Below are 20,428 nucleotides of genomic sequence, written 5' to 3'. Positions count from 1 at the left end.
TCGAAGCACAGGTCCGGCGCGCTCCGCACGCCCTGGCCCTGGTTTTCGAGGACACCGAGCTCACGTACGCGGAGCTGAACGCCCGCGCCAACCGGTTCGCGCACGCCCTGATCGCCCAGGGAGTGGGGCCGGAACGCGTGGTGGCGCTGGAGCTGCCCCGATCGGCGGACATGATCGTGGCGCAGCTCGCCGTCCTCAAGGCGGGCGGCGCGTACCTGCCGATCGACCCGGACTACCCGGCCGAGCGGATCGCGTACATGCTGGCCGACGCGGCGCCGGTGTGCCGGCTCTCCACGGTGGACGGTCTCGGTGACGGGCAGCCGGACACCGACCCTGAGCCGCGACTCAGCCCCGCGAACGCCGCGTACGTCATCTACACCAGCGGCTCGACCGGCCGCCCCAAGGGTGTCGTGGTATCGCACGCGGGCATCGCGAAGCTCATCGCCACGCAGACCGAGCGGCTTGGTGTGGGGGCGCACAGCCGGGTGCTCCAGTTCGCCTCGCCGAGCTTCGACGTGGCGTTCTGGGACCTGTGCCTCGGCCTGCTCTCCGGCGGCCGCCTCATCGTCGTACCGTCCGACCGGCGGGTGCCAGGTCCGGCGCTGACCGAGTACGCGCACGCGCACGGCGCCACCTTCATGATCCTGCCGCCCGCGCTGCTCGCCGCGCTGCCGGAGGACTGCGCGCTGCCGTCGGGCGCCACGCTGCTGGCCGGTACCGAGCGGGTCTCGCCGGAGCTGGTCGCCCGGTACGCCCGCGACCTCAAGATGTTCAACGCGTACGGTCCCACCGAGGCGACCGTCAACTCCACTTTGGGCTCATGCGATCCCGATGCTGTGGAAGGCTCGTCGGTCCCCATTGGAGTCGCGGACCCGGGAACAGCGGCGTACGTGCTCGACGCTTCGCTGCGTCCCACCACCGAAGGCGAGCTGTACCTCGGTGGGTCCGGCCTGGCGCGCGGCTACCTGGGCCGCCCCGCGCTGACCGCCGAGCGCTTCGTCGCCAACCCGTTCGCGCCGGGGGAGCGGATGTACCGCACCGGCGACCTGGTGCGCCGGCTGTCCGGTGGTCGGCTCGACTTCCTCGGCCGCGCCGACGATCAGGTCAAGATCCGCGGGTACCGGATCGAGCCGGGCGAGATCGAGTCCGTCCTGCGTGGACACCCGGCGGTCGCGCAGGCGGCCGTCGTGGCACGCGCCGACGGTGGCGGCGCCAAGCGGCTTGTCGGGTACGTGGTGCCGGACCTCGCCGCGGCGGACCAGGACGCGCTGCTGACCGGCTGGCGGGAGGCGCACGACGCGCTGTTCGCGGCCGGCGCCGGTGACATGTTCGCCGGCTGGACCAGCAGCTACGACGGGGAGCCGATCCCGCCAGACGAGATGCGCGAGTGGCGCGACGCCACCGTGGCGCGGGTGCTCGGGCTGGCGCCGCGCCGGGTCCTGGAGATCGGTGTCGGCAGTGGACTGATCCTCACCGGCGTGGCGCCGCACACCGAGGCGTACTGGGGCATCGACCTGTCGAGCGAGGCTATCGAGGCGCTGCGCGAGCGGGTGGCCGGACTCGGCCTGAGCGACCGGGTGGAGCTGCGTACCCAGCCGGCACACGACCTCGGCGACCTGCCCTCCGGGTACTTCGACACGGTCGTCGTCAACTCGGTGGCGCAGTACTTCCCGAGCGAGTCCTACCTGACCGGGGTGCTCTCCAAGGCGCTGGACCTCGTGGCGCCGGGCGGGCGGCTGTTCGTCGGCGACGTACGCAACCTGCGGCTGTTGCCGTGCCTGCGGGCGGGCGTGCTCGCCTCCCGGTCCGGGGCCGCCGATCCCGCGGCCGTGGCGCGCGACGTGGCCTGGGAGCGCGAGTTGCTGCTCGACCCCGACTACTTCACCGCTCTCGCCGGCTCCGGCCGCGCCGACATCCTGCTCAAAGAGGGCCGGCACCACAACGAGCTGACCCGGTACCGGTACGACGTGGTGGTCCACAAGGGAGTGTCGACCGTTGGTCCGCCGGCGCCGGTACACCGGTGGGCCGGCCTCGGCGAGGTGGCGGCGTACCTGGGCGAGCACCGGCCCGAGGCGCTGCGCCTCGAAGGGGTGCCCAACGCCCGGCTCGCCTCGGACCTCGCGGCGCTGCGCGGTGCGCCCGTGGCGGCGGGCGTCGACCCGGAGGCGGTGCGGGAACTGGCCGAGACGCTCGGGTACCAGGTGACCCTCACCTGGTCGGCGGACAGCGACGCGGGCGAGTTCGACGCGGTGTTCTCGCACGGTGGCTCCGGTGGCGCCTACCGCCCCGGCGGCACCACCCGGCCGTACGCCAACACCCCCGCGCCGTTCCCGGACGTCAACGCGCTCACCCGTGCCGTGCGGTCGTACCTGCGGGAACGGCTCCCCGAGTACATGCTGCCGGCCGCGATCGTGCCGCTGCACCGCCTGCCGATCGCGACCAGCGGCAAGCTCGACCGGGCCGCCCTGCCCGCACCCGACTTCGCCGCGCTCGCCACCGGCCGCCCGCCGCGCGATGCCCGCGAGGAGACCCTCTGCGCGCTCTGCGCCGAGCTGCTCGACGTGCCGCGGGTGGGCATCGACGACGACTTCTTCGCGCTCGGCGGCGACAGCATCCTCGCCGTGCAGCTGCTCGCGCGGGCACGGAAGGCCGGCATCGCCCTGTCGCTGCGGGATGTGTTCCAGCGCCGCACCGTCGCCGCGCTCGCGGCCGCCGCCGGCACCGTGTCGAGCCCGGCAGTAATCGGCGAGCTCACCGGCGACCTGCCGCTCACCCCGCTGCAGGAGGGCTTCTTCTTCCACGCCCACCTCGACCCGGCGTCCGATGTGTACGCCGTCCGGCTCATGGTGGAGCTGCACGGCCCGCTCGACGCGGCGGCGCTGCGCGACGCGGCGCAGGCGCTGCTCGACCGGCACGCGCCGCTGCGCGCCGGTTTCCACCAGCGCGCCGACGGCCGGGTCGTCCAGGTGATTTCCCCGGCGGGCGCTGCCGGTGTCGTGCCGTGGCGCGAGGTCGACCTGTCCGGGTACCCGGACAGCGAGCGAGCCGCGCGCGCGTCGGCGGTCGGCGACAACGAGCCGTTCGACCTGGCGAAGCCACCGCTGGTGCGGTTCACCCTCATCCGGGGCGGCGAGGCGCGGCACTGGCTGGTGTTGCGGTTCCACCACATCGTGGCGGACGGCTGGTCGGTGTCCGTGCTGCTGCGCGAGCTGCTGTCCCGGTACGGCGGCGGCGAGCTGCCTGCGGTCACCCCGTACCCGGCCTACCTGGCATGGCTGTCGGGGCGCGACCGGACAGCCGCACTGGACGCCTGGCGGCACGCCCTCGACGGCGTCGACGAGCCCACCCTGCTGGCCGAGGCAGGTGCCGCGGCCGCCGCTCCCCGCCCCGCCGAGGTCCGCGTGGCCCTGCCGGCCGAGCTGACCGCGGCCCTGACCGCCCGCGCCCGCGAGCGCGGCCTGACCCTCGGCACAGCCGTCCAGGGCGCCTGGGGCCTGCTGTTGAGCCGCCTGACCGGTCGCTCGGACGTGGTGTTCGGCACCACCGTGTCCGGCCGTGCGGCCGAGGTGGACGGCATCGAGTCGATGGTGGGCCTGTTCATCAACACGCTCCCGGTGCGGATGCGGTGCCGGCCTGAGCAGCCGCTCAGCCAGGTACTCGGGCGCCTCCAGGCGAGCCAGACCGACCTGCTGGACCACCAGCACGTCGGGCTGGCCGAGGTGCAGCGCCTCGCCGGCCTCGGCGACCTCTTCGACACCCTCGTGGTGGTCGAGAACTACCCGGTCGACGGCGAGCTGCGCGACCCCAGCGGCGCGTTGCGCGTCACCGGACTGGACTACGTGGACACCGGCCACTACCCCCTAGCGGTCATCGTGCTGCCCGCCGAGCGCTCAGCTTCGATACAGACCCTTGAGCTGCGGCTCAAGCACGACGCGGCGCGGATCGACGGCGCGACCGCGCGGCGGGTCGCCGACCAGTTGGTACGCGTGCTGTCGGCGATCGCGGCCGACGCCGACCGGCCGGTGGGCCGGGTGGACGTGTCCACGGTGGAGGAGAGCGCCCCGCTGGCTGGCGAGGTGCGCGAGCTCCCGCCGGCCACGCTGGTGGACGCCTTCGCCGCGCAAGCCGCCCGGCGCCCCAGTGCGACGGCGGTCGTCGAGGGCGGGAGGTCGGTGTCCTTCGGGGAGCTGGATCACCGTTCTTCCGTCCTCGCCGGACTGCTGCGCGCCCGGGGCGTCGGGCCAGAACAGGTCGTGGCGGTGGCCCTGCCGCGCTCGACCGACCTGATCGCCGCGCTGCTGGGCGTGCTCAAGGCGGGCGCCGCGTACCTGCCGGTCGATGTGGACTATCCCGCCGACCGGGTGTCGTTCATGCTGGCCGACTCCGGTGCCGCCTTCGTGGTGACCCCGTCCGTCATGGCCGACCTGGACGGGGCGCCCGTCCCGGCCACGGCTCACCCCGACGGCCCGGCCTACCTCATCTACACCTCCGGGTCGACCGGTACGCCCAAGGGCGTGCTCGTCACGCACCGCGCGGTGACGGCGCAGCTCGCGTGGGCGCAGGACCGGTTTCCGCTCGGCCCGGACGATCGGGTGCTGCACCAGCTCTCGGCGAGCTTCGACCCGTCGATCCTGGAGATCTTCTGGCCGCTGGGCGCGGGCGCCACCGTGGTGCTCGCCCCGCCCGGCGCGCACCGTGATCCCGCCGTACTGGCCCGCCTCATCGGCGAGCACGGCGCCACCACTCTCACCACCGTCTCCTCGGTGCTGGGCGCCTTCGCGGACGCGGCCGCCACGGAACCCGGCGTGTTCGCGAGCCTGCGGCGGGTGTTCGCCGGCGGTGACGCGCTGCCCGCCGAGGCGGCCGCCCGCTGGCGGGCCGCGACCGGCGTGCCGGTCTACAACGTGTACGGCCCCACCGAGGCCGCCATCCAGGTCACGTGTCACGAGGCGGGCGTGGAGCGCACCGGCACCGTCCCCATCGGACGTCCGGTGTGGAACACCCGGCTGTACGTGCTCGACGGGGCGCTGTGCCCGGCGACCACCGGTGAGCTGTACATCGCCGGTGTCCAGTTGGCTCGCGGCTATCACAGCCGCCCCGGCGTGACGGCCGACCGGTTCGTCGCCGACCCGTTCGGTGGGCCGGGCGAGCGGATGTACCGCACGGGCGACCTCGTGCGGCGGCGCGCTGACGGGACGCTGGAGTACCTCGGCCGCGCCGACCAGCAGGTGAAGATCCGCGGCAACCGGGTCGAGCCGGGCGAGGTGGAGGCCCGCCTGCGCGCCGAGCCGGGTGTCGCCGAGGCGGCCGTCGTGGCGCGCGCGGACGGTCCGGGCGGCGTGCGGCTCGTCGGGTACGCGGTACCCCAGCCAGACACCACAGTGGACGCTGAGGCGCTGCGCGCGGCCCTGGCCGCGACGCTGCCGGCGCCGATGGTGCCGTCCGCGCTCGTCCTGCTGGACGCGTTGCCCCGCACGCCGAGCGGCAAGGTGGACCGGGCCGCACTGCCGGCCCCCGTCGCCGAGCGGGCCGCGACGCGCGCACCCCGCGACGAACGCGAACTGCTCCTCTGCCAGGTCTACGGTGAGGTGCTCGGACTCGATGACGTCGGCGTAGCCGAAGACTTCTTCGCGCTCGGCGGCGACAGCATCCTGTCGATCGCGGTGGCCAGCCGGGCGCGGGCGGCCGGGCTGGAGATCGGGCCGCGCGAGGTGTTCACGCACCGCACTCCGGCCGCTCTGGCCGCGCTCGCGGCCACAGCGGAGGTCGAAGGCGCGGCGCTCGAACGCCCCCTGGTCGCCCTCACCGCCGAGGAACTCGATCGGGTGCGCCGGGTTTGCGGCGGCGCGCTCGACGAGGTGTGGCCGCTGTCGCCGCTCCAGGAGGGGCTGTACTTCCACGCCAGCTACGACAGCGGCGGGATCGACGTCTACACCGCGCAGGCCGCGTTCGACGTGGCGGCCGGCCTCGACCCGGAGCGGCTGCGCGCGGCGTGCGCGGCGCTGCTCGCCCGGAACCCGGGCACCCGGGCCGGCTTCACCAGCGACGGCCTGTCCCAGCCCGTGCAGTTCGTGGCCGCGGCGCCCGAGGTACCGCTGTCCGTTGTGGACCTGTCGGGCCTGACGGAGCAGGAGCGGGGCGCCCGGCTCGACGAACTGGTGGCCGAGGACCGGGCTCGGCGCTTCGACCTGGCGCGCCCGCCGCTATTTCGGATGCTGCTCATCCGGCGCGGCGACGCGGGCGACCGCCTCGTCATCAGCCACCATGTGCTGCTGCTGGACGGCTGGTCGGCGTCGGTGTTCCTGGAGCAGCTGCTCGGCCTGTACGCCAGCGGTGGCGACGACCGCGACGTGGCGCCCGCCGGCTCGTACCGCGACTACCTGGCGTGGCTCGGCACCCGCGACACGACCGCGTCCGCCCGCGCCTGGCACGACGCCCTGGCCGGCCTCGACGAGCCGACCCTCGTGGGGGGAACCCAGACCGGCGCGGGGCTGCCGGAGCGGCTGCGGCTGGAGTTGAGCGAGGAGGTCAGTGAGCGGCTGCGCGGCACGGCCCGCCGGCTCGGCGTCACCCTCAACACCGTGCTCAACGCGGCCTGGGCGCTCGTACTGTCCAACGTGGCCGGCCGCGACGACGTCGTGTTCGGCGCGACGGTGGCCGGTCGCACCGCGCCCATCGACCACATCGAGAACGCCATCGGCCTCTTCCTCAACACCGTGCCGGTGCGGGTGGCGTTCGACCCGCGCGAGAGCGTCGCTTCGCTGCTGCGCCGGCTCCAGGCAGAGCGCACCGCGCTGATGCCGCACGAGTACCTGGGCCTCGGCGACGTGCAGCGGGAAACCCCGCATCCGCGGCTCTTCGACACCCTCTTCGCGCTGCAGAACATCGGTGACGAGGACGAGCTGGCCGCCCTGCGAAAGCGCCACGGCATCGTCGAGGTCGGCAGCGTCGACGCGACCCATTACCCGCTCGCGGTCGTGGTGACCCCGGCACACCGGCTGCGCGCCACGCTCGCGTACCGGCGGGACGTGCTCGACGCCGGCCTGGCGGCGCAGGTGCTGGACCGGTTCGCGGCCGCCCTCGACGCCTTGGCGTCCGATGTGGACGCGCCGGTCGGCGGCCTCGACGTACTGCCCGGCAGCGAGCGTGACCGGCTGGCCCGAGACTGGGACGCCACCGCGCACCCGGTCGGCGACGAGACCGTGGCCGACCTGCTCGCCGCGCAGGCCGCCCGCACACCCGACGAGGTGGCGCTCGTCTTCGGCACGGAGCGGGTCACCTACGCGGAGCTCGACGCGCGCGTGAACCGGATGGCGAGGCTGCTCGCCCGGCGGGGCGCCGCACCCGAAGCCGTCGTCGGGCTCGCGCTGCCGCGCTCCATCGACATGGTGGTCGCCCTGTTCGCGGTGCTGCGCACCGGTGCCGCGTACCTGCCGCTGGAGCTGGACCATCCGGTCGAGCGGCTCGCGATGATGCTCGACGACGCGCGGCCGGTCTGCGTGCTGTCGACCCGCGCGGTGGCGGCGCGGCTGCCCGGCGAGTGCGTATCGGTCGACGAGCCCGCCGTGATCGCGGAACTGTCCACTTTGAAGGCCACGCCGCTGGAGCGCCGGTTCGCGCTGGAGCACCCGGCGTACGTCATCTACACCTCCGGCTCGACGGGCCGCCCGAAGGGCGTCGTCACGCCGTACCGCGGCCTGACCAACATGCAGCTCAACCACCGCGAGGCCATCTTCGACCCGACGATCGCGTCGGCGGGCGGCCGCCGGCTGCGTATCGCGCACACCGTCTCGTTCGCGTTCGACATGTCGTGGGAGGAGCTGCTCTGGCTCGTCGAGGGCCACGAGGTGCACGTCTGCGACGAAGAGCTGCGCCGCGACGCCGAGGCGCTGGTCGCGTACTGCCACCGGCACGAGATCGACGTCGTGAACGTGACGCCGACGTACGCGCACCACCTTTTCGCGGAAGGGCTGCTGGACGGGGCGCACCGGCCACCGCTCGTGCTGCTCGGCGGCGAGGCGGTCTCCGACGCGGTGTGGGCGCGGCTGCGCGACACCGAGGGCACCTTCGGCTACAACCTCTACGGGCCAACCGAATACACCATCAACACGCTCGGCGGCGGCACGCTCGACAGCGATACCCCGACCGTCGGCCGTCCTATCTGGAACACCCGGGCGCACATCCTCGACACGTGGCTGCGGCCGGTGCCGGACGGGGCGGCCGGTGAGCTGTACATCAGCGGCGTCGGGCTGGCGCGCGGCTACCTCGACCGGCCGGGGCTGACCGCGCACCGGTTCGTCGCGGACCCGTTCGGGCCGCCCGGTGGCCGCATGTATCGCACCGGCGACCTCGTGCGGCGGCGGCCGGACGGAAACATCGACTTCCTCGGCCGCACCGACGACCAGATCAAGATCCGCGGGTACCGGGTCGAGCTGGGCGAGATCGAGTCGGTGCTCGGGGCGCACGAGCGGGTCGCGCAGGCGGCCGTCGCCGTTCGCGACGACCGGCTGATCGGGTACGTCGTGCCGGCCCCGCTCTCATCCGGGCGACCGGAAGTCGAGCAGGCCCAGATCGGCGAGTGGCAGCAGATCTACGACGCCGAGTACGCCGAGATCGGCACCGCTCTGTCCAAGGAGGACTTCTCCGGCTGGGACAGCAGCTACGACGGTCAGCCCATTCCGCTCGACGACATGCGCGAGTGGCGCGACACCACGGTCGCGCACATCCGCTCCCTGAACCCCCGTCGCGTCCTGGAGATCGGGGTCGGCAGTGGACTCCTGCTCGGGCGGCTCGCCCCCGACTGCGAGGCGTACTGGGGCACCGACTTCGCGCCGTCCGTCATCGAGGCGCTGCGCGCCGGCGTGGCCGCTGACCTGCGGCTCAGTGGCCGGGTGGAGCTGCGGTGCCAGCCGGCCGACGACCTGTCCGGGCTGCCGCGCGGGTACTTCGACACCGTCGTCGTCAACTCCGTCATCCAGTACTTCCCGAGCGCCGCGTACCTGACATCGGTGCTGACCGCCGCGCTTGACCTCGTGGCGCCCGGCGGGCGTGTCTTCGTCGGCGACGTGCGAAACCTGCGGCTCGCCGAGCACTTCCACACGAGCGTGGCGGCCGTTCGCCGTGCGGCGGTGTCCGAAAAGGAACTGCTGGTCGACCCCGACTACTTCGCGACGCTGCCCGGCGCTACCGCGTCGGTGCGCGTCCGTAGGGGCCGCCACCACAACGAACTGACGAGATACCGCTACGACGCCATCCTCCACACCTCGGCGGTCACCTGCTCGGATCGCGCGGTGCGGGTCACGGGGATACCCAACGCGCGGCTCGTCGATGATGGTGTCGAGGTCGAGGACCTGTACGAGATGGGTGCCGACCATGTGACGTGGTCGGCGGACGGCGACGGCAGCCTGGACGCGGTGTTCCTGCCGTCGCCGGGCGTCGTGCCGCACGTACCCACCGGTGGTTGGCCGCTGACCAACGACCCGGCCGCCGCCCGGGACGCGAGCGCCCTCGCGCACCGCCTGCGCGAGCATCTCAAGCGGACCCTGCCCGACTACATGGTGCCAGCCGCCTTCGTGACGCTCGACCGGCTGCCGCTCACCGTCAACGGCAAGCTCGACATCAAGGCGCTGCCGGACGCCGAGCCGGCCGTGCAGCGCGGCGAGAGCCGGCCCGCCGAGACCCCGGCCGAGGAGGTCCTGTGTGGACTCTTCGCCGAGGTGCTGGGCCTGCCGGAGGTGGGCGTCGAGGACGACTTCTTCGACCTCGGCGGCCATTCGCTGCTCGCCACCCGCCTGATCAGCCGGGCACGAACAGCGCTGGGCGCCGAGCTGGCCATCCGCGACCTGTTCGAGGCTCGTACCGTTGCCGAGCTCGCCGCGCGGGCGGGCGGCGGATCAGAGCGGCGCCCCGCGCTGGCGCCCATGCCGAGGCCGGACGAGATCCCCGCGTCGTACGCCCAGCAGCGGCTCTGGGTGCTCCAGCAGCTCGACGGCGGTACCGCGGCGTACAACTTCCCGATCGTCATGCGGGTGCGCGGCCCGCTGGACGTGACCGCTCTCGAAGCCGCGGTCGGTGACGTGGTGGCGCGCCACGAGGCGCTGCGCACCGTGTTCGACGAGCGGGACGGGCGGCCGATCCAGCGGATCGTGCCCATCGAGTCGGCCCGCCCCACGGTGGACATCGTGGCGGGTGACCCGGCGGTGGTGGTCGAGGCGGCCGTGCGCCGGCCGTTCGACCTCGCGGCTGAGCTGCCGATCAGGGTGACCATGGTGCCCGACGGGACGGACGAGCACGTCGTCGTCGTGCTGCTGCACCACATCACCACCGACGAGTGGTCGGATGGTCCGTTCCTGCGCGACCTGTCGACCGCGTACGCCGCCCGGACTGCCGGCGCGGCACCGGAGTGGGCGCCGCTGCCCGTCCAGTACGCCGACTACACGCTGTGGCAGCGCGAGCTGCTTGGCGACGAGTCCGATCCGGACAGTCTCGCCGGACGGCAGCTCGCGTGGTGGCGTACGGCCCTCGCCGGCATGCCGGAGCGGCTGGAGCTGCCCGGCGCGACCGGTCGCGACACCGGCAACAGCGGCGCCGCCCTCAGCATCGACCTCGGCGCCACCGCCAGCCAGGGCCTGCGCCGGCTCGCGCAGGAGTCCGGGGCGAGCATGTTCATGCTGGCCCACGCCGCCGTGGCCGCGCTGTTGTACCGCCTCGGCGCCGGTACCGACATCCCGCTCGGCGCGCCAATAGCCGGCCGCACCGACGAGGCGCTCGACGATCTGGTCGGCTTCTTCGTCAACACGCTGGTGCTGCGTACCGACCTGTCGGGCGACCCCGGCTTCGCCGACCTCGTGACCCGGGTGCGGGAGGCCGATCTGGCCGCGTTCTCGCATCAGGACGTGCCGTTCGAGGCGGTCGTCAAGGCCCTCAACCCGGACCGGTCCCTCGCCAGCAACCCGCTCTTCCAGGTCATGGTGGTGTACCGCAACCGGTCCGATGTGGACTTCGACCTGGCCGGGCTGGCGGTCACCCCGGAGTACGGCGAGACCGGCACCGCCCGGTTCGACCTGGTGTTCGCCTTCGTCGAGCGGGCCGACGGGCTCGACGTGCTCATCGAGTACCGCACCGGGCTCTTCGAAGCCGACGCGGTTGCCCGGTTGGGCCAGCGGCTGGTCCGGCTCGTCGAGGCCGTCACCGCCGATCCCGCCGCTCCGGTCAGCCGGGTCGACGTGCTCGGCGACGACGAGCGCCGGCTGGTGCTGCGCGACTTCAACGCCACCGACCGGGTGGTGCCCGAGGAGCCGTTCCCGGTGCTGTTCGCCCGGCAGGTGGCCGAACGGCCGCACGAGGTGGCCGTCGTGGACGGCGACCGCTCGGTGTCCTATGCGGAGCTCGACGCGCTCGCGAGCCGGATCGCCGGTGGGCTCGCCGCCAAGGGCGCGGGGCCGGAAGAAGTGGTCGGCATCGCGGTGCCGCGGTCGGTCGAGATGGTCGCCGCCGTCCTGGGCGTACTCCGCCTCGGCGCCGCCTATCTGCCGCTCGACACCAACCAGCCCGAGGACCGGCTCGCCTACATGGTGGCGGACTCCGGCGCGTCCATTGTGCTCACGCCGTCGAACCTGGCGTTCGGGACGCCGCCACCCGCGGTCGACGTCGCGCTGGACCACGCGGCGTACGTCATCTACACGTCGGGTTCGACCGGCCGCCCCAAGGGCGTCGTGGTGCCGCACGAGGGCATCAGCAGCCTCGTGGCCACCGCGATCGACCGGATGGGCGTGGGGCCGGACAGCCGGGTGCTGCAGTTCGCGTCGTTCGGCTTCGACGTGGCGGTCTTCGAGCTGGCCATGGCGCTCTGCGTGGGCGCGACCCTCGTGCTCGTACCCGACGAGGCGCGGGTGCCGGACAAGGTGCTCACCGACCTGCTCCTTGAGCAGCGGATCAGCCACATGATCCTGCCGCCGTCGCTGGTGTCGGCGCTGCCGGCCGAGTGCGAACTGCCCGAGGGCGCGGTGCTTCTGGTCGGCACCGAGACCGTGCCACCGGACCTGATCGGGCGGTGGGCCGAGCGGTTGCGCCTCTTCGCCGCGTACGGCCTGACTGAGGCGACAGTCAACTCCACACTGTGGGACGCGGAGCCGGGCTGGCACGGCGCGATCCCCATCGGCGTACCGGATCCCAACACCCGCACGTACATCCTGGACGGTGCGATGTGTCCGGTGCCGCCGGGTGTGGTCGGCGAACTGTACGTCGGCGGGCGCGGCCTGGCGCGCGGATACCTCGGGCGGCACGGGCTGACGGCGTCCCGGTTCATCGCCGACCCGTTCGGCCCGCCCGGCGCCCGGATGTACCGCACCGGCGACCGGGCGCGCTGGCGGCCCGACGGCACCATCGACTTCCTCGGCCGGGTCGACGACCAGGTGAAGATCCGCGGCTTCCGGGTCGAACTCGGCGAGGTCGAGGCGGCGATCGCGCGCCATCCGGGCGTCGCGCAGGCCGCCGTCGTCGCCGACGGCAAGCGCCTGATCGGGTATGCCGTCCCGGCCTCCGAGGCCGGCGCCTTCTGGACTGAGGAGCGAAGCGACGAGGGAAGACGGCGCCACCTGGGCCTCGGGGGCCGCGCGAGCGGAGCGAGCCCCGACCAGTTCAGGGGTCCGATCGACGGTGCGGAGGTGCGCGCGCACGTCGCCGCGCTGCTGCCCGACTACATGGTGCCGGCAGCGGTGGTCTTGCTCGACGGGCCGCTGCCGCTCACCCCGAACGGCAAGCTGAACCGGCGCGCGCTGCCCGCACCCGTGTTCGCCGCCACCGGCCGGCCACCGCGCGACGATCGGGAACGGGCGCTCTGCGCGCTCTTCGCCGAAATCCTGAAGGTGCCCGAGGTCGGCGTCGACGACGATTTCTTCGCGCTCGGCGGCGACAGCATCGTGGCGATCCAACTCGTCCGCCGCGCGCGGCAGGCAGGGCTCGCGGTGACACCGCGCATGGTGCTCCAGCACCGCACGGTCGCCGGGCTCGCGGCGGTCGTGGACGCGGCGAACGCGGTGACCTCCGACGACGGCACCGGCAGCGTGCCGTTCACCCCGATCCTGCACTGGGTGCGGGAGGGCGGCGGCTCCCTGCGCGGATACAACCAGTCGGTGCTACTGCAGGTGCCCGCCGGGCTCGGGGAGGAGCGGCTCGCCGCGGCCCTGCGCCAGGTGGTGGACCGGCACGACTTGCTGCGCGCCCGGCTGGCAGAATCCATAATGGAGGTGCCGCCACCCGGCTCGCCCTGCTTCTCCCTGAGGCGCGTGGAGACGGGCGGTGGTGACGCGCGCCGCGTCATCGCGGCCGAGGCACGGGCGGCGCAAGGCCGTCTGGATCCCGCCAATGGTGTACTGGTGCAAGCGGTGTGGTTCGACGCCGGCTCCCAGCCGGGCCGGCTGCTGCTCGTCGCCCACCACTTCGCGGTCGACTGGGTGTCGTGGCGGGTGATCCTCGCCGACCTGGAAGCCGCGTGGCGCGACGGCACCCCGCCCGCGCCGGTGCCCACGTCGTTCCGCCGCTGGGCCACGCTGCTCGCCGCGCGAGCCACCGAACCGGCGCGAGAGACCGAACTGCCACTGTGGACGGAGATGCTGGCCGGCGGCGACCCGCTGCCCCTCGACCGGCCCGTCGACCCGGCGCGCGACGTGGCGGCGACCGCACGGCAGGTCACCCTCACGCTCCCGCCGGACGTCACCGGCAAGCTGCTCACCTCGGTACCGGCCGCGCACGACGCCACCGTCAACGACATCTTCCTGACCGGGCTCGCGCTGGCGGTGGCCGAATGGCGCGAGCGGCGCGGAGGATCCGGTCGATCGGTGACGGTCGCGCTGGAGGGGCACGGCCGGCAGGAAGAGGCGGGCGGCGGCGTCGACCTGTCCCGCACGGTCGGCTGGTTCACCAACCTGTACCCGATCCTGCTGAACCCCGGCGAGCCCGGCCTCCCGCACGCGGCCGCCATCGCGCGGATCCGCGCGACACTGGCGTCCATACCGGACGGTGGCCTCGGGTACGGCCTGCTGCGCCACCTCAACCCGCGCACCGGGCCGGCGCTCGAAGCCCTGGGCGTACCGCCGATCGAGTTCAACTACCTCGGTAGGTTCGACCTGCCCGATAGGGTCGACTGGGCATTCGCGCCGGAGACGGACGCGCTCGACGTCGGCGTCGACCCGGACATGCCGCACCGGTTCGCGCTGTCCGTCAACGCGCACACCGAAGACCGCCCCGACGGGCCGCACCTGTGCGCCACCTGGATCTGGCCCGCGGCGGTCCTGCCCGAGCCCGCTGTTCGTGACCTCGCCGAGGCGTGGTTCCGCGCCCTGACCGCATTCACCTGGGAGAAGTGATGACCAATCCGTTCGAGGACCCCGACGGCCGCTACCTGGTCCTGGTCAACGCCGAGGAACAGCATTCGCTGTGGCCGTCCTTCGTGGCGGTGCCGGACGGTTGGACGGCCATCTTCGGTGACGACACCCGCGACGCCTGTCTCGCGTTCGTCGAAGACCACTGGCGCGACCTCCGCCCCAAGTCCCTCCGCCAAGCATGATCAGGGCGTCCCTCAAGTTGCTCTAACGACTTGAGGGACGCCCTGATCACGGGTTAGCGGGTGGCGGACCAAGCGGTCCAGAGGGTGGCGTATGGGCCGTCCGCCGTCAGGAGTTCCTTGTGAGGGCCGGACTCGACTACGCGGCCGGCGTCCAGGACGATCACGCGGTCGGCGGTTGCGGCCTGGGTCAGCCGGTGCGCCACCACCAGCGCCGTACGGCCGTCCAGGGCGCGCGCCGCCGCTTCCTCCAGCACCCGCGCGCCCGCGCTGCCGGCTTCGGCGGTCGCCTCGTCGAGTACCGCCACGGGCGGGTCGGCCAGGACGAGGCGGGCGAGCGCCAGCTGCTGTGCCTGGGTCGCGGTCAGTTTGTGGCCACCCTCACCGACCACTGTGGCCAGCCCGTCGGGCAGGGCCTCGGCCCATTCGAGCGCGCCCACCATCGCGAGGGCATCTCGCAGTTCCTTGTCAGGTGCCGACGGGCGGGCCAACCGTAGGTCGTCGTCGAGGCGCCCGGCGAAGACGTGCACCTCCTGGGTCACCAGGGCGACCGTCCGGCCGGTGGCGAACTCGTCGACCAGGGTGCCGCCGATCGTCACGGTGCCAGCGGTCGGGTGGTGCACGCCGGCGACCAGCTTCGCCACGGTGCTCTTGCCCGCGCCGCTCGCGCCTACCAGTGCGACCCGCTCGCCGGGCGCCACGTCCAGGTCGACGCCGTGCAACACCGGATGGCCCGCCACGTATTGGTGTCCCAGGCCCGCGACCTTGACCGCACCGTCCACATGCGCCACCGGAGGCGCGGGTCGCCCGGTGTCCGATGCCGGGCGTGGCGCCGGAATGCGTGGCGCCGGTGGCGCGGGCATGTCGGCCACGCCCACCAGGCGGGCCAGACCGGCGGCCGCCACTTGGGCGTCGTCGGCCAGCGCCAGCGCGATGTTGATGGGCGTGAACAGGTTGTGGAAGTACAGCGCGGCCGCCGCCGCCGTGCCGATGGTCACCGCGTCCGCGCGCACCAACAGGAACCCGACGATCAGCACCGCCGACAGACCCACGTACTCGGCCACGTTGAGCCGGCCGTAGAAACGCGTCATCAGCCGGATCGCGCGCAGGGCAAGCGATACAGTCTCCTCCGAGCGCGCCGCGACCAGCCCGACGTGGCGGTCGCCGAGGCGGAAAGCACGCACCGTCGCCGCGCCGCCCACCGTGTCGAGCAGCTGCTGCTGTTGTGCGCCCACCGCGACGCGCTGCTTGGCGTACAACGGGATCGCCCGCCCCACATACCATCGCACGGTGTGCGCCTGGATCGGCACCGCCAGCAGCGCCGCGACGAAGAAGCGCCAATCCAGCACCGCCAACCCGACCAGGGTCAGCCCGATCGTCAGCCCGGACCGCGCGAGCTGGGGGAGCGCGCGGCGCACCGCCTCGGCGACGATCGACACGTCGGCCGTCACGCGGGCGGTCAGGTCGCCAGAGCCGGCCCGCTCCACGCGGTCGAGCGGCAGCCGCAGCGCCCGCTCCACGAAGCGCTCCCGCAGTTCCGCCAGCATCCCCTCGCCGAGCCGCGCCACCAGGCTCACGCCGTACGCGGTCAGCACGCCCTGCACCACCGCGATCAGCACGAGCAGCACCACCGGCGTGGTGAGCGCGCTGGGCGGCCGCCCGTCGGCGACCAGGTCGACGACGTGGCCCAGCAGCGGGGCGGTCAGCAGTCCGGCGGCGGTCGCCCCGACGAGGACCCCGAACGCGGCGACGGCAAGCCCTCGGCGCGCGCGGAGCAGCCCCGCCACGACCGCGCGCACGCGGCCCGGCTCGGCGGTGGGCAGGAGCTCCATGGTCCTCCTAGGACAGTACGGTCGCGCGGTAGTCCGCATTGGACCGAACGAGGTCGGCGTGCCGTCCCTCGGCCACGACCGCGCCATCGGTCACGACCACGACGCGGTCGGTCGCCGCGAGCAGCGCCGGGCTGGTCGTCACGATTACTGTGGTACGCCCACGGCGCAACTCGCGAATCCCGTTGGCCACCCGCGCTTCGGTGACCGCGTCGACGGCTGTCGTCGGATCGTGCAGCAGCAGTACCGGTGGATCGGCGGCGAGTGCACGGGCCAGCGCGACACGCTGGCGCTGCCCACCCGACAGGGAACGGGCCCGCTCGGCGAGCACGGTGTCGCCGCCGTCCGGCAGCGTCGCGGCCACCTCGTCCGCGGCGGAAGCGGCCATCGCCCCGGGTATCCGTCCGGCCCGAGCGGCGGCGGCGACGTTGTCGCTGAGTGTGCCCTCAAACAGTTCGGCGTCGTGCGCGGCCGGCAGGATCACGACGCGTACCTCGGCTGGGTCGAGTGTGGACAGTGGTATCCCGTCCAGCTCCACGGTGCCGGCGGCCGGATCGGCCGTGCGGGCAAGGCATTCCAGCAGCGCCGTCGCGGCTGCCGGATCGGCGGCCACCACACCGAGCAACTCGCCGGGAGCCACCTCCAGTCGCAAGTCGCGCAGCGGGCCGTGGGTGACGCCGTTGACAAGTACACGGCCAAGAACCTCGTGTGGCCGTGCGTTGCCGGAGGAGAGCAGTGGCGGCGCGGCCAGCACGTCCGCGACCCGCGCAGCGGAGGCGCGGCCCTGCGCGACCTGGCCGTTGACCCACGCGAGAAGCTGCAGCGGTCCTAATAGGAACAGCGCCAGGCCCACGGCGGCGACCAACTCGCCGACGCTGATGTCGCCGCGCGCGGCCAGGCGGCCGCCGACCAGCGCGACCGCCGCGATGAAAACGCCCGTGAGGGTCAGGAGTGCGCCGTCGTGCCATGCTTGCGTGCGGGCCGCGCGCAGCGTGGCGGCGAGGGATTCCTGGCTGGTGCGCCGGTACCGTGCGACGGCCGCGCCCTCGGCGCCGATCCCCTTGAGCACGCGCAGCCCGGCGACCAGGTCGGCGGCGACACCCGAGGCGTGGGCGGCGCGCTCCTGCTCGACCGCGCTGCGCCGTTCGAGCCGCGAGCCGAGCAGGTGGCCGGCCCACAGCACCGGCGGCGCGGCGAGCAGCACGAGCAGCCCGAGCGGCACCGAGATGCGCAGCAGCGCCACGGCGGTGACCAGGATGCCGCTCAGCGCTGCCGTTCCGGCCGGCAGCACCGTGTTGACCATGCCGACCCGGCGCGCGTCGCTGGTGGCGATGCTCGCGAGCGCACCGGCGAGCCGGCCGGTCTCGGCGCCGCCGCGCGGCATGAGCACCCGCCGCGTGATGCCGACCCGGACGTCGTGGCCGGCGCGTTCGGCGGCGCGTTCGGCGGCACGGGCCGCGAACCGCCAACTCGCCGAAAGCCCGGCGAATACGACCGCGAGCACGGCGATCCAGAACAGCAGCGCGTTGCTGTCGCCGGTCGAAACCGCCTCGTCGATGACGACGCCGATGACGACGGGTACCAGCGCCTCGCCCGCCTGGTGGCCGGCGCCCAGCACCGCCGCGACCGCCACGTACCGCCACTGGCCGGCGACCGCGCGCCCCAGGACCCCCACGTCACCACCTTGCTCGACCTGATAGTAAGGCAAGGCTAACCTAGCGCCTCATTGTCAGGGAGGCCAGATCAGCCCGCTCCTTGATCGCGGCGGGGCTTGCGAGAGGCCGTCCTCGCGCCGCGCCGCGCCGTGCTCGCGCCGGGTCGTGCTCGCGCCGCGCCGGGTCGTGCTCGCGCCGCGCCGTGCTCGCGCCGCGCCGCGCCGTGCTCGCGCCGCGCCGCGCCGTGCTCGCGCCGCGCCGCGCCGCGCTCGCGCCGCGCCGCGCCGCGCTCGCGCCGCGCCGTGCCGTGGTCGCGCCGTGCCGTGCCGTGGTCGCGCCGCGCCGCGCCGATCAAGGGGATCTGCATGGATCAAGGGCAAAAACACGCGGAAAAGAGATCAAACCACGTGCCTTCGCCCTTGATCGGCGGAGAGCGCCTGCCGGGCGGAGAGCGCCCGCCGGCGGAGAGCGCCTGCCGGGCGGAGAGGGCCTGCCGGCGGAGAGGGCCTGCTGGCGGAGAGTGGCCTGCGGGCGGAGAGGCCGGGGCGGCGGAGAAAGGGCTGGTGCGGAGCGAACGGGTGGGAGCAAACGGGCGGATCGGGCGGTGCCCGCTGGCGGGATAGCCGAGCAGCGGGGGCGGCGGAAGAAAAAGTTTGGCGGTGATGTCGATTTCGGATCGGTGCCGCGTCGTCAGGATGAGAGGTGACCGGTAGGCGGCCACCACGGAGCTTGGGAGACACCATGCGGTACATGTTGTTGATCTACACCGAGGAGCAGACCGGCGCGCCGGATCCGGCCGAGGTGGAGCAGGTCATGGGCGAGTACTGGGCGTACGAGAAGGCGGTCGCCGACGCTGGCGTCAAGGAAGGCAGCGACGCGCTCCAGCCCACCACCACCGCCACCACCGTCCGGCTGAAGGACGGGGAGCGGCTGGTGACCGACGGACCGTTCGCCGAGACCCGCGAGGTGCTCGGCGGGTACTACCTGATCGACGTGCCTGACCTCGACAGTGCCCTGGAGTGGGCCGCTCGCTGCCCGGGTGCCAAGTACGGTGCGGTGGAGGTCCGGCCGATCATGGAGTTCGACGAACCCGAGTGAGCCGCCAGTGACGAGCGCCGCCGACTCCGTCGAGGCGGTCTTCCGCGAGGAGTGGGGCCGCCTGCTCGCGACGCTCGTGCGTACCCTCGGCGATCTTGACCTTGCTGAAGAGGTCGCCTCCGACGCGGTGGCCACCGCCCTCGCGCGGTGGCCCCGTGACGGGGTGCCCGCCCGCCCAGCGGCGTGGCTGCTCACCGTGGCCCGCCACCGGGCGGTCGACATCGTCCGCAAGAACCGCACGCTCGCCTCCCGTCTGGCCCTGCTCCGCGTCGAGGCGGGCCGGCCCGAGCCGCCGCCCGCGCCGTCCGAGCCCGACTGGGACGACGAACCCGACGAGCGGCTGCACCTCTTCTTCACCTGCTGCCATCCTGCGCTCGCGCTGGAGGCGCAGATCGCGCTGACCCTGACGTGCCTGGCAGGCCTGACGACACCCGAGGTCGCGCGGGCGTTTCTGGTGCCAACCCCGACGATCGCGCAGCGCGTCGTCCGCGCGAAGCGCAAGATCCGCGACGCGCGCATTCCATTCCGGGTACCGGACGCGGCCGGACTGCCGACGAGGCTGCCCGCCGTGCTCCGCGTCGTGTACGTGATCTTTACGGAGGGGTACGCGGCCACGAACGGGGCGGAGCTCGTCCGGGCCGATCTCGCCGACGAAGCCGTCCGCCTCGGTCGCATCCTGCACCGGCTGCTGCCCGACGAGCGCGAGGTAGCCGGGATGCTGGGACTCATGCTGCTCGTCGACGCCCGCCGCGCCGCCCGCGTCGACGCCAACGGCGAGCTGGTACTGCTCGACGATCAGGACCGGTCGTTGTGGGACGCCGACAAGATCGCGGAGGGGCGCCGGCTGGTGGTCGAGGCGCTGTCCGGCGGGCGCCCCGGCCCGTACGCCATCCAGGCCGCCATCGCCGCCGTCCACGACGAGGCCGCGAACGTGGCGACAACGGACTGGCCGCAGGTGGTGGCACTCTATGACGTACTGCGCACGATCGCCCCGTCGCCGCTGGTCGACCTCAACCGAGCGGTCGCCGTCGCCATGGTGTACGGCCCCGAGGCGGGCCTGGCGCTCCTCGACGAACTGGCCGCCGACCGCCGCCTGGCCGGCTACCACCTCCTGCCGGCCGCCCGCGCCGACCTACTGCGCCGCCTGGGGCGCGCCGACGAGGCCGCCACGGCGTACCGCGAGGCCCTCACTCTGGTAGGCAATGAGCCCGAGCGCCGCTACCTCGAACGCCGCCTGGCAGAACTGTGATCAGGGCGTCCCTCAAGTCGTTAGAGGGACTTCA

At 73.5% G+C, this 20,428-nt stretch carries 6 protein-coding genes and 1 pseudogene; 4 read left to right on the top strand and 3 right to left on the bottom strand.

Translation table 11 applies throughout. The features are described 5' to 3' along the window. Positions 1-11: 11 nt before the first annotated feature. Positions 12-14,366: pseudogene (locus tag QMG73_RS34530) on the top strand (amino acid adenylation domain-containing protein); the annotation flags it as partial. Further along, positions 14,363-14,566 (top strand): MbtH family protein, encoded by a 204-nt coding sequence (locus tag QMG73_RS34525; protein WP_281902832.1) that lies wholly within the window; start codon positions 14,363-14,365, stop codon positions 14,564-14,566. The pseudogene QMG73_RS34530 and the gene QMG73_RS34525, both read left to right, overlap by 4 nt. Before the next feature lie 53 nt (positions 14,567-14,619). Here QMG73_RS34525 and QMG73_RS34520 read toward each other — a convergent pair whose 3' ends face one another. The 3 genes from QMG73_RS34520 to QMG73_RS34510 form a co-directional block, all read right to left on the bottom strand. After that, positions 14,620-16,395 carry an ABC transporter ATP-binding protein gene (locus QMG73_RS34520; protein WP_281902830.1) on the bottom strand — a complete coding sequence of 592 codons (1,776 nt, stop codon included), beginning with the start codon at positions 16,393-16,395 and terminating at the stop codon, positions 14,620-14,622. A gap of 7 nt (positions 16,396-16,402) precedes the next feature. Continuing rightward, positions 16,403-18,067, bottom strand: a complete 1,665-nt coding sequence (locus QMG73_RS34515; RefSeq protein ID WP_281902829.1) for an ABC transporter transmembrane domain-containing protein — start codon at positions 18,065-18,067, stop codon at positions 16,403-16,405. A 68-nt stretch (positions 18,068-18,135) separates the two neighbouring features. After that, positions 18,136-18,414, bottom strand: a complete 279-nt coding sequence (locus tag QMG73_RS34510) for a hypothetical protein (protein WP_281902827.1) — start codon at positions 18,412-18,414, stop codon at positions 18,136-18,138. Between the two features lie 374 nt (positions 18,415-18,788). Here QMG73_RS34510 and QMG73_RS34505 point away from each other — a divergent pair, with 374 nt between their 5' ends. After that, on the top strand, positions 18,789-19,145 hold the full coding sequence (locus QMG73_RS34505) for a YciI family protein (RefSeq protein ID WP_281902825.1): 357 nt from the start codon (positions 18,789-18,791) through the stop codon (positions 19,143-19,145). 7 nt (positions 19,146-19,152) lie between these two features. Further along, positions 19,153-20,394: an RNA polymerase sigma factor gene (locus tag QMG73_RS34500; protein ID WP_281902824.1), complete on the top strand. Its 1,242-nt coding sequence runs from the start codon at positions 19,153-19,155 to the stop codon at positions 20,392-20,394. The last annotated feature ends 34 nt before the right edge of the window (positions 20,395-20,428 follow it).

It is taken from the genome of Phytohabitans aurantiacus, from assembly GCF_027923225.1.
Lineage (GTDB): Bacteria > Actinomycetota > Actinomycetes > Mycobacteriales > Micromonosporaceae > Phytohabitans > Phytohabitans aurantiacus.
This window is presented reverse-complemented; position numbering and strand designations above follow the sequence as displayed.

Coding starts and splice junctions, on each gene's coding strand:
- QMG73_RS34510 (WP_281902827.1), bottom strand. CDS start 18,414: ATGCAGATCCCCTTGATCGGCGCGGCGCGGCGCGACCACGGCACGGCA.
- QMG73_RS34520 (WP_281902830.1), bottom strand. CDS start 16,395: ATGGAGCTCCTGCCCACCGCCGAGCCGGGCCGCGTGCGCGCGGTCGTG.
- QMG73_RS34505 (WP_281902825.1), top strand. CDS start 18,789: ATGCGGTACATGTTGTTGATCTACACCGAGGAGCAGACCGGCGCGCCG.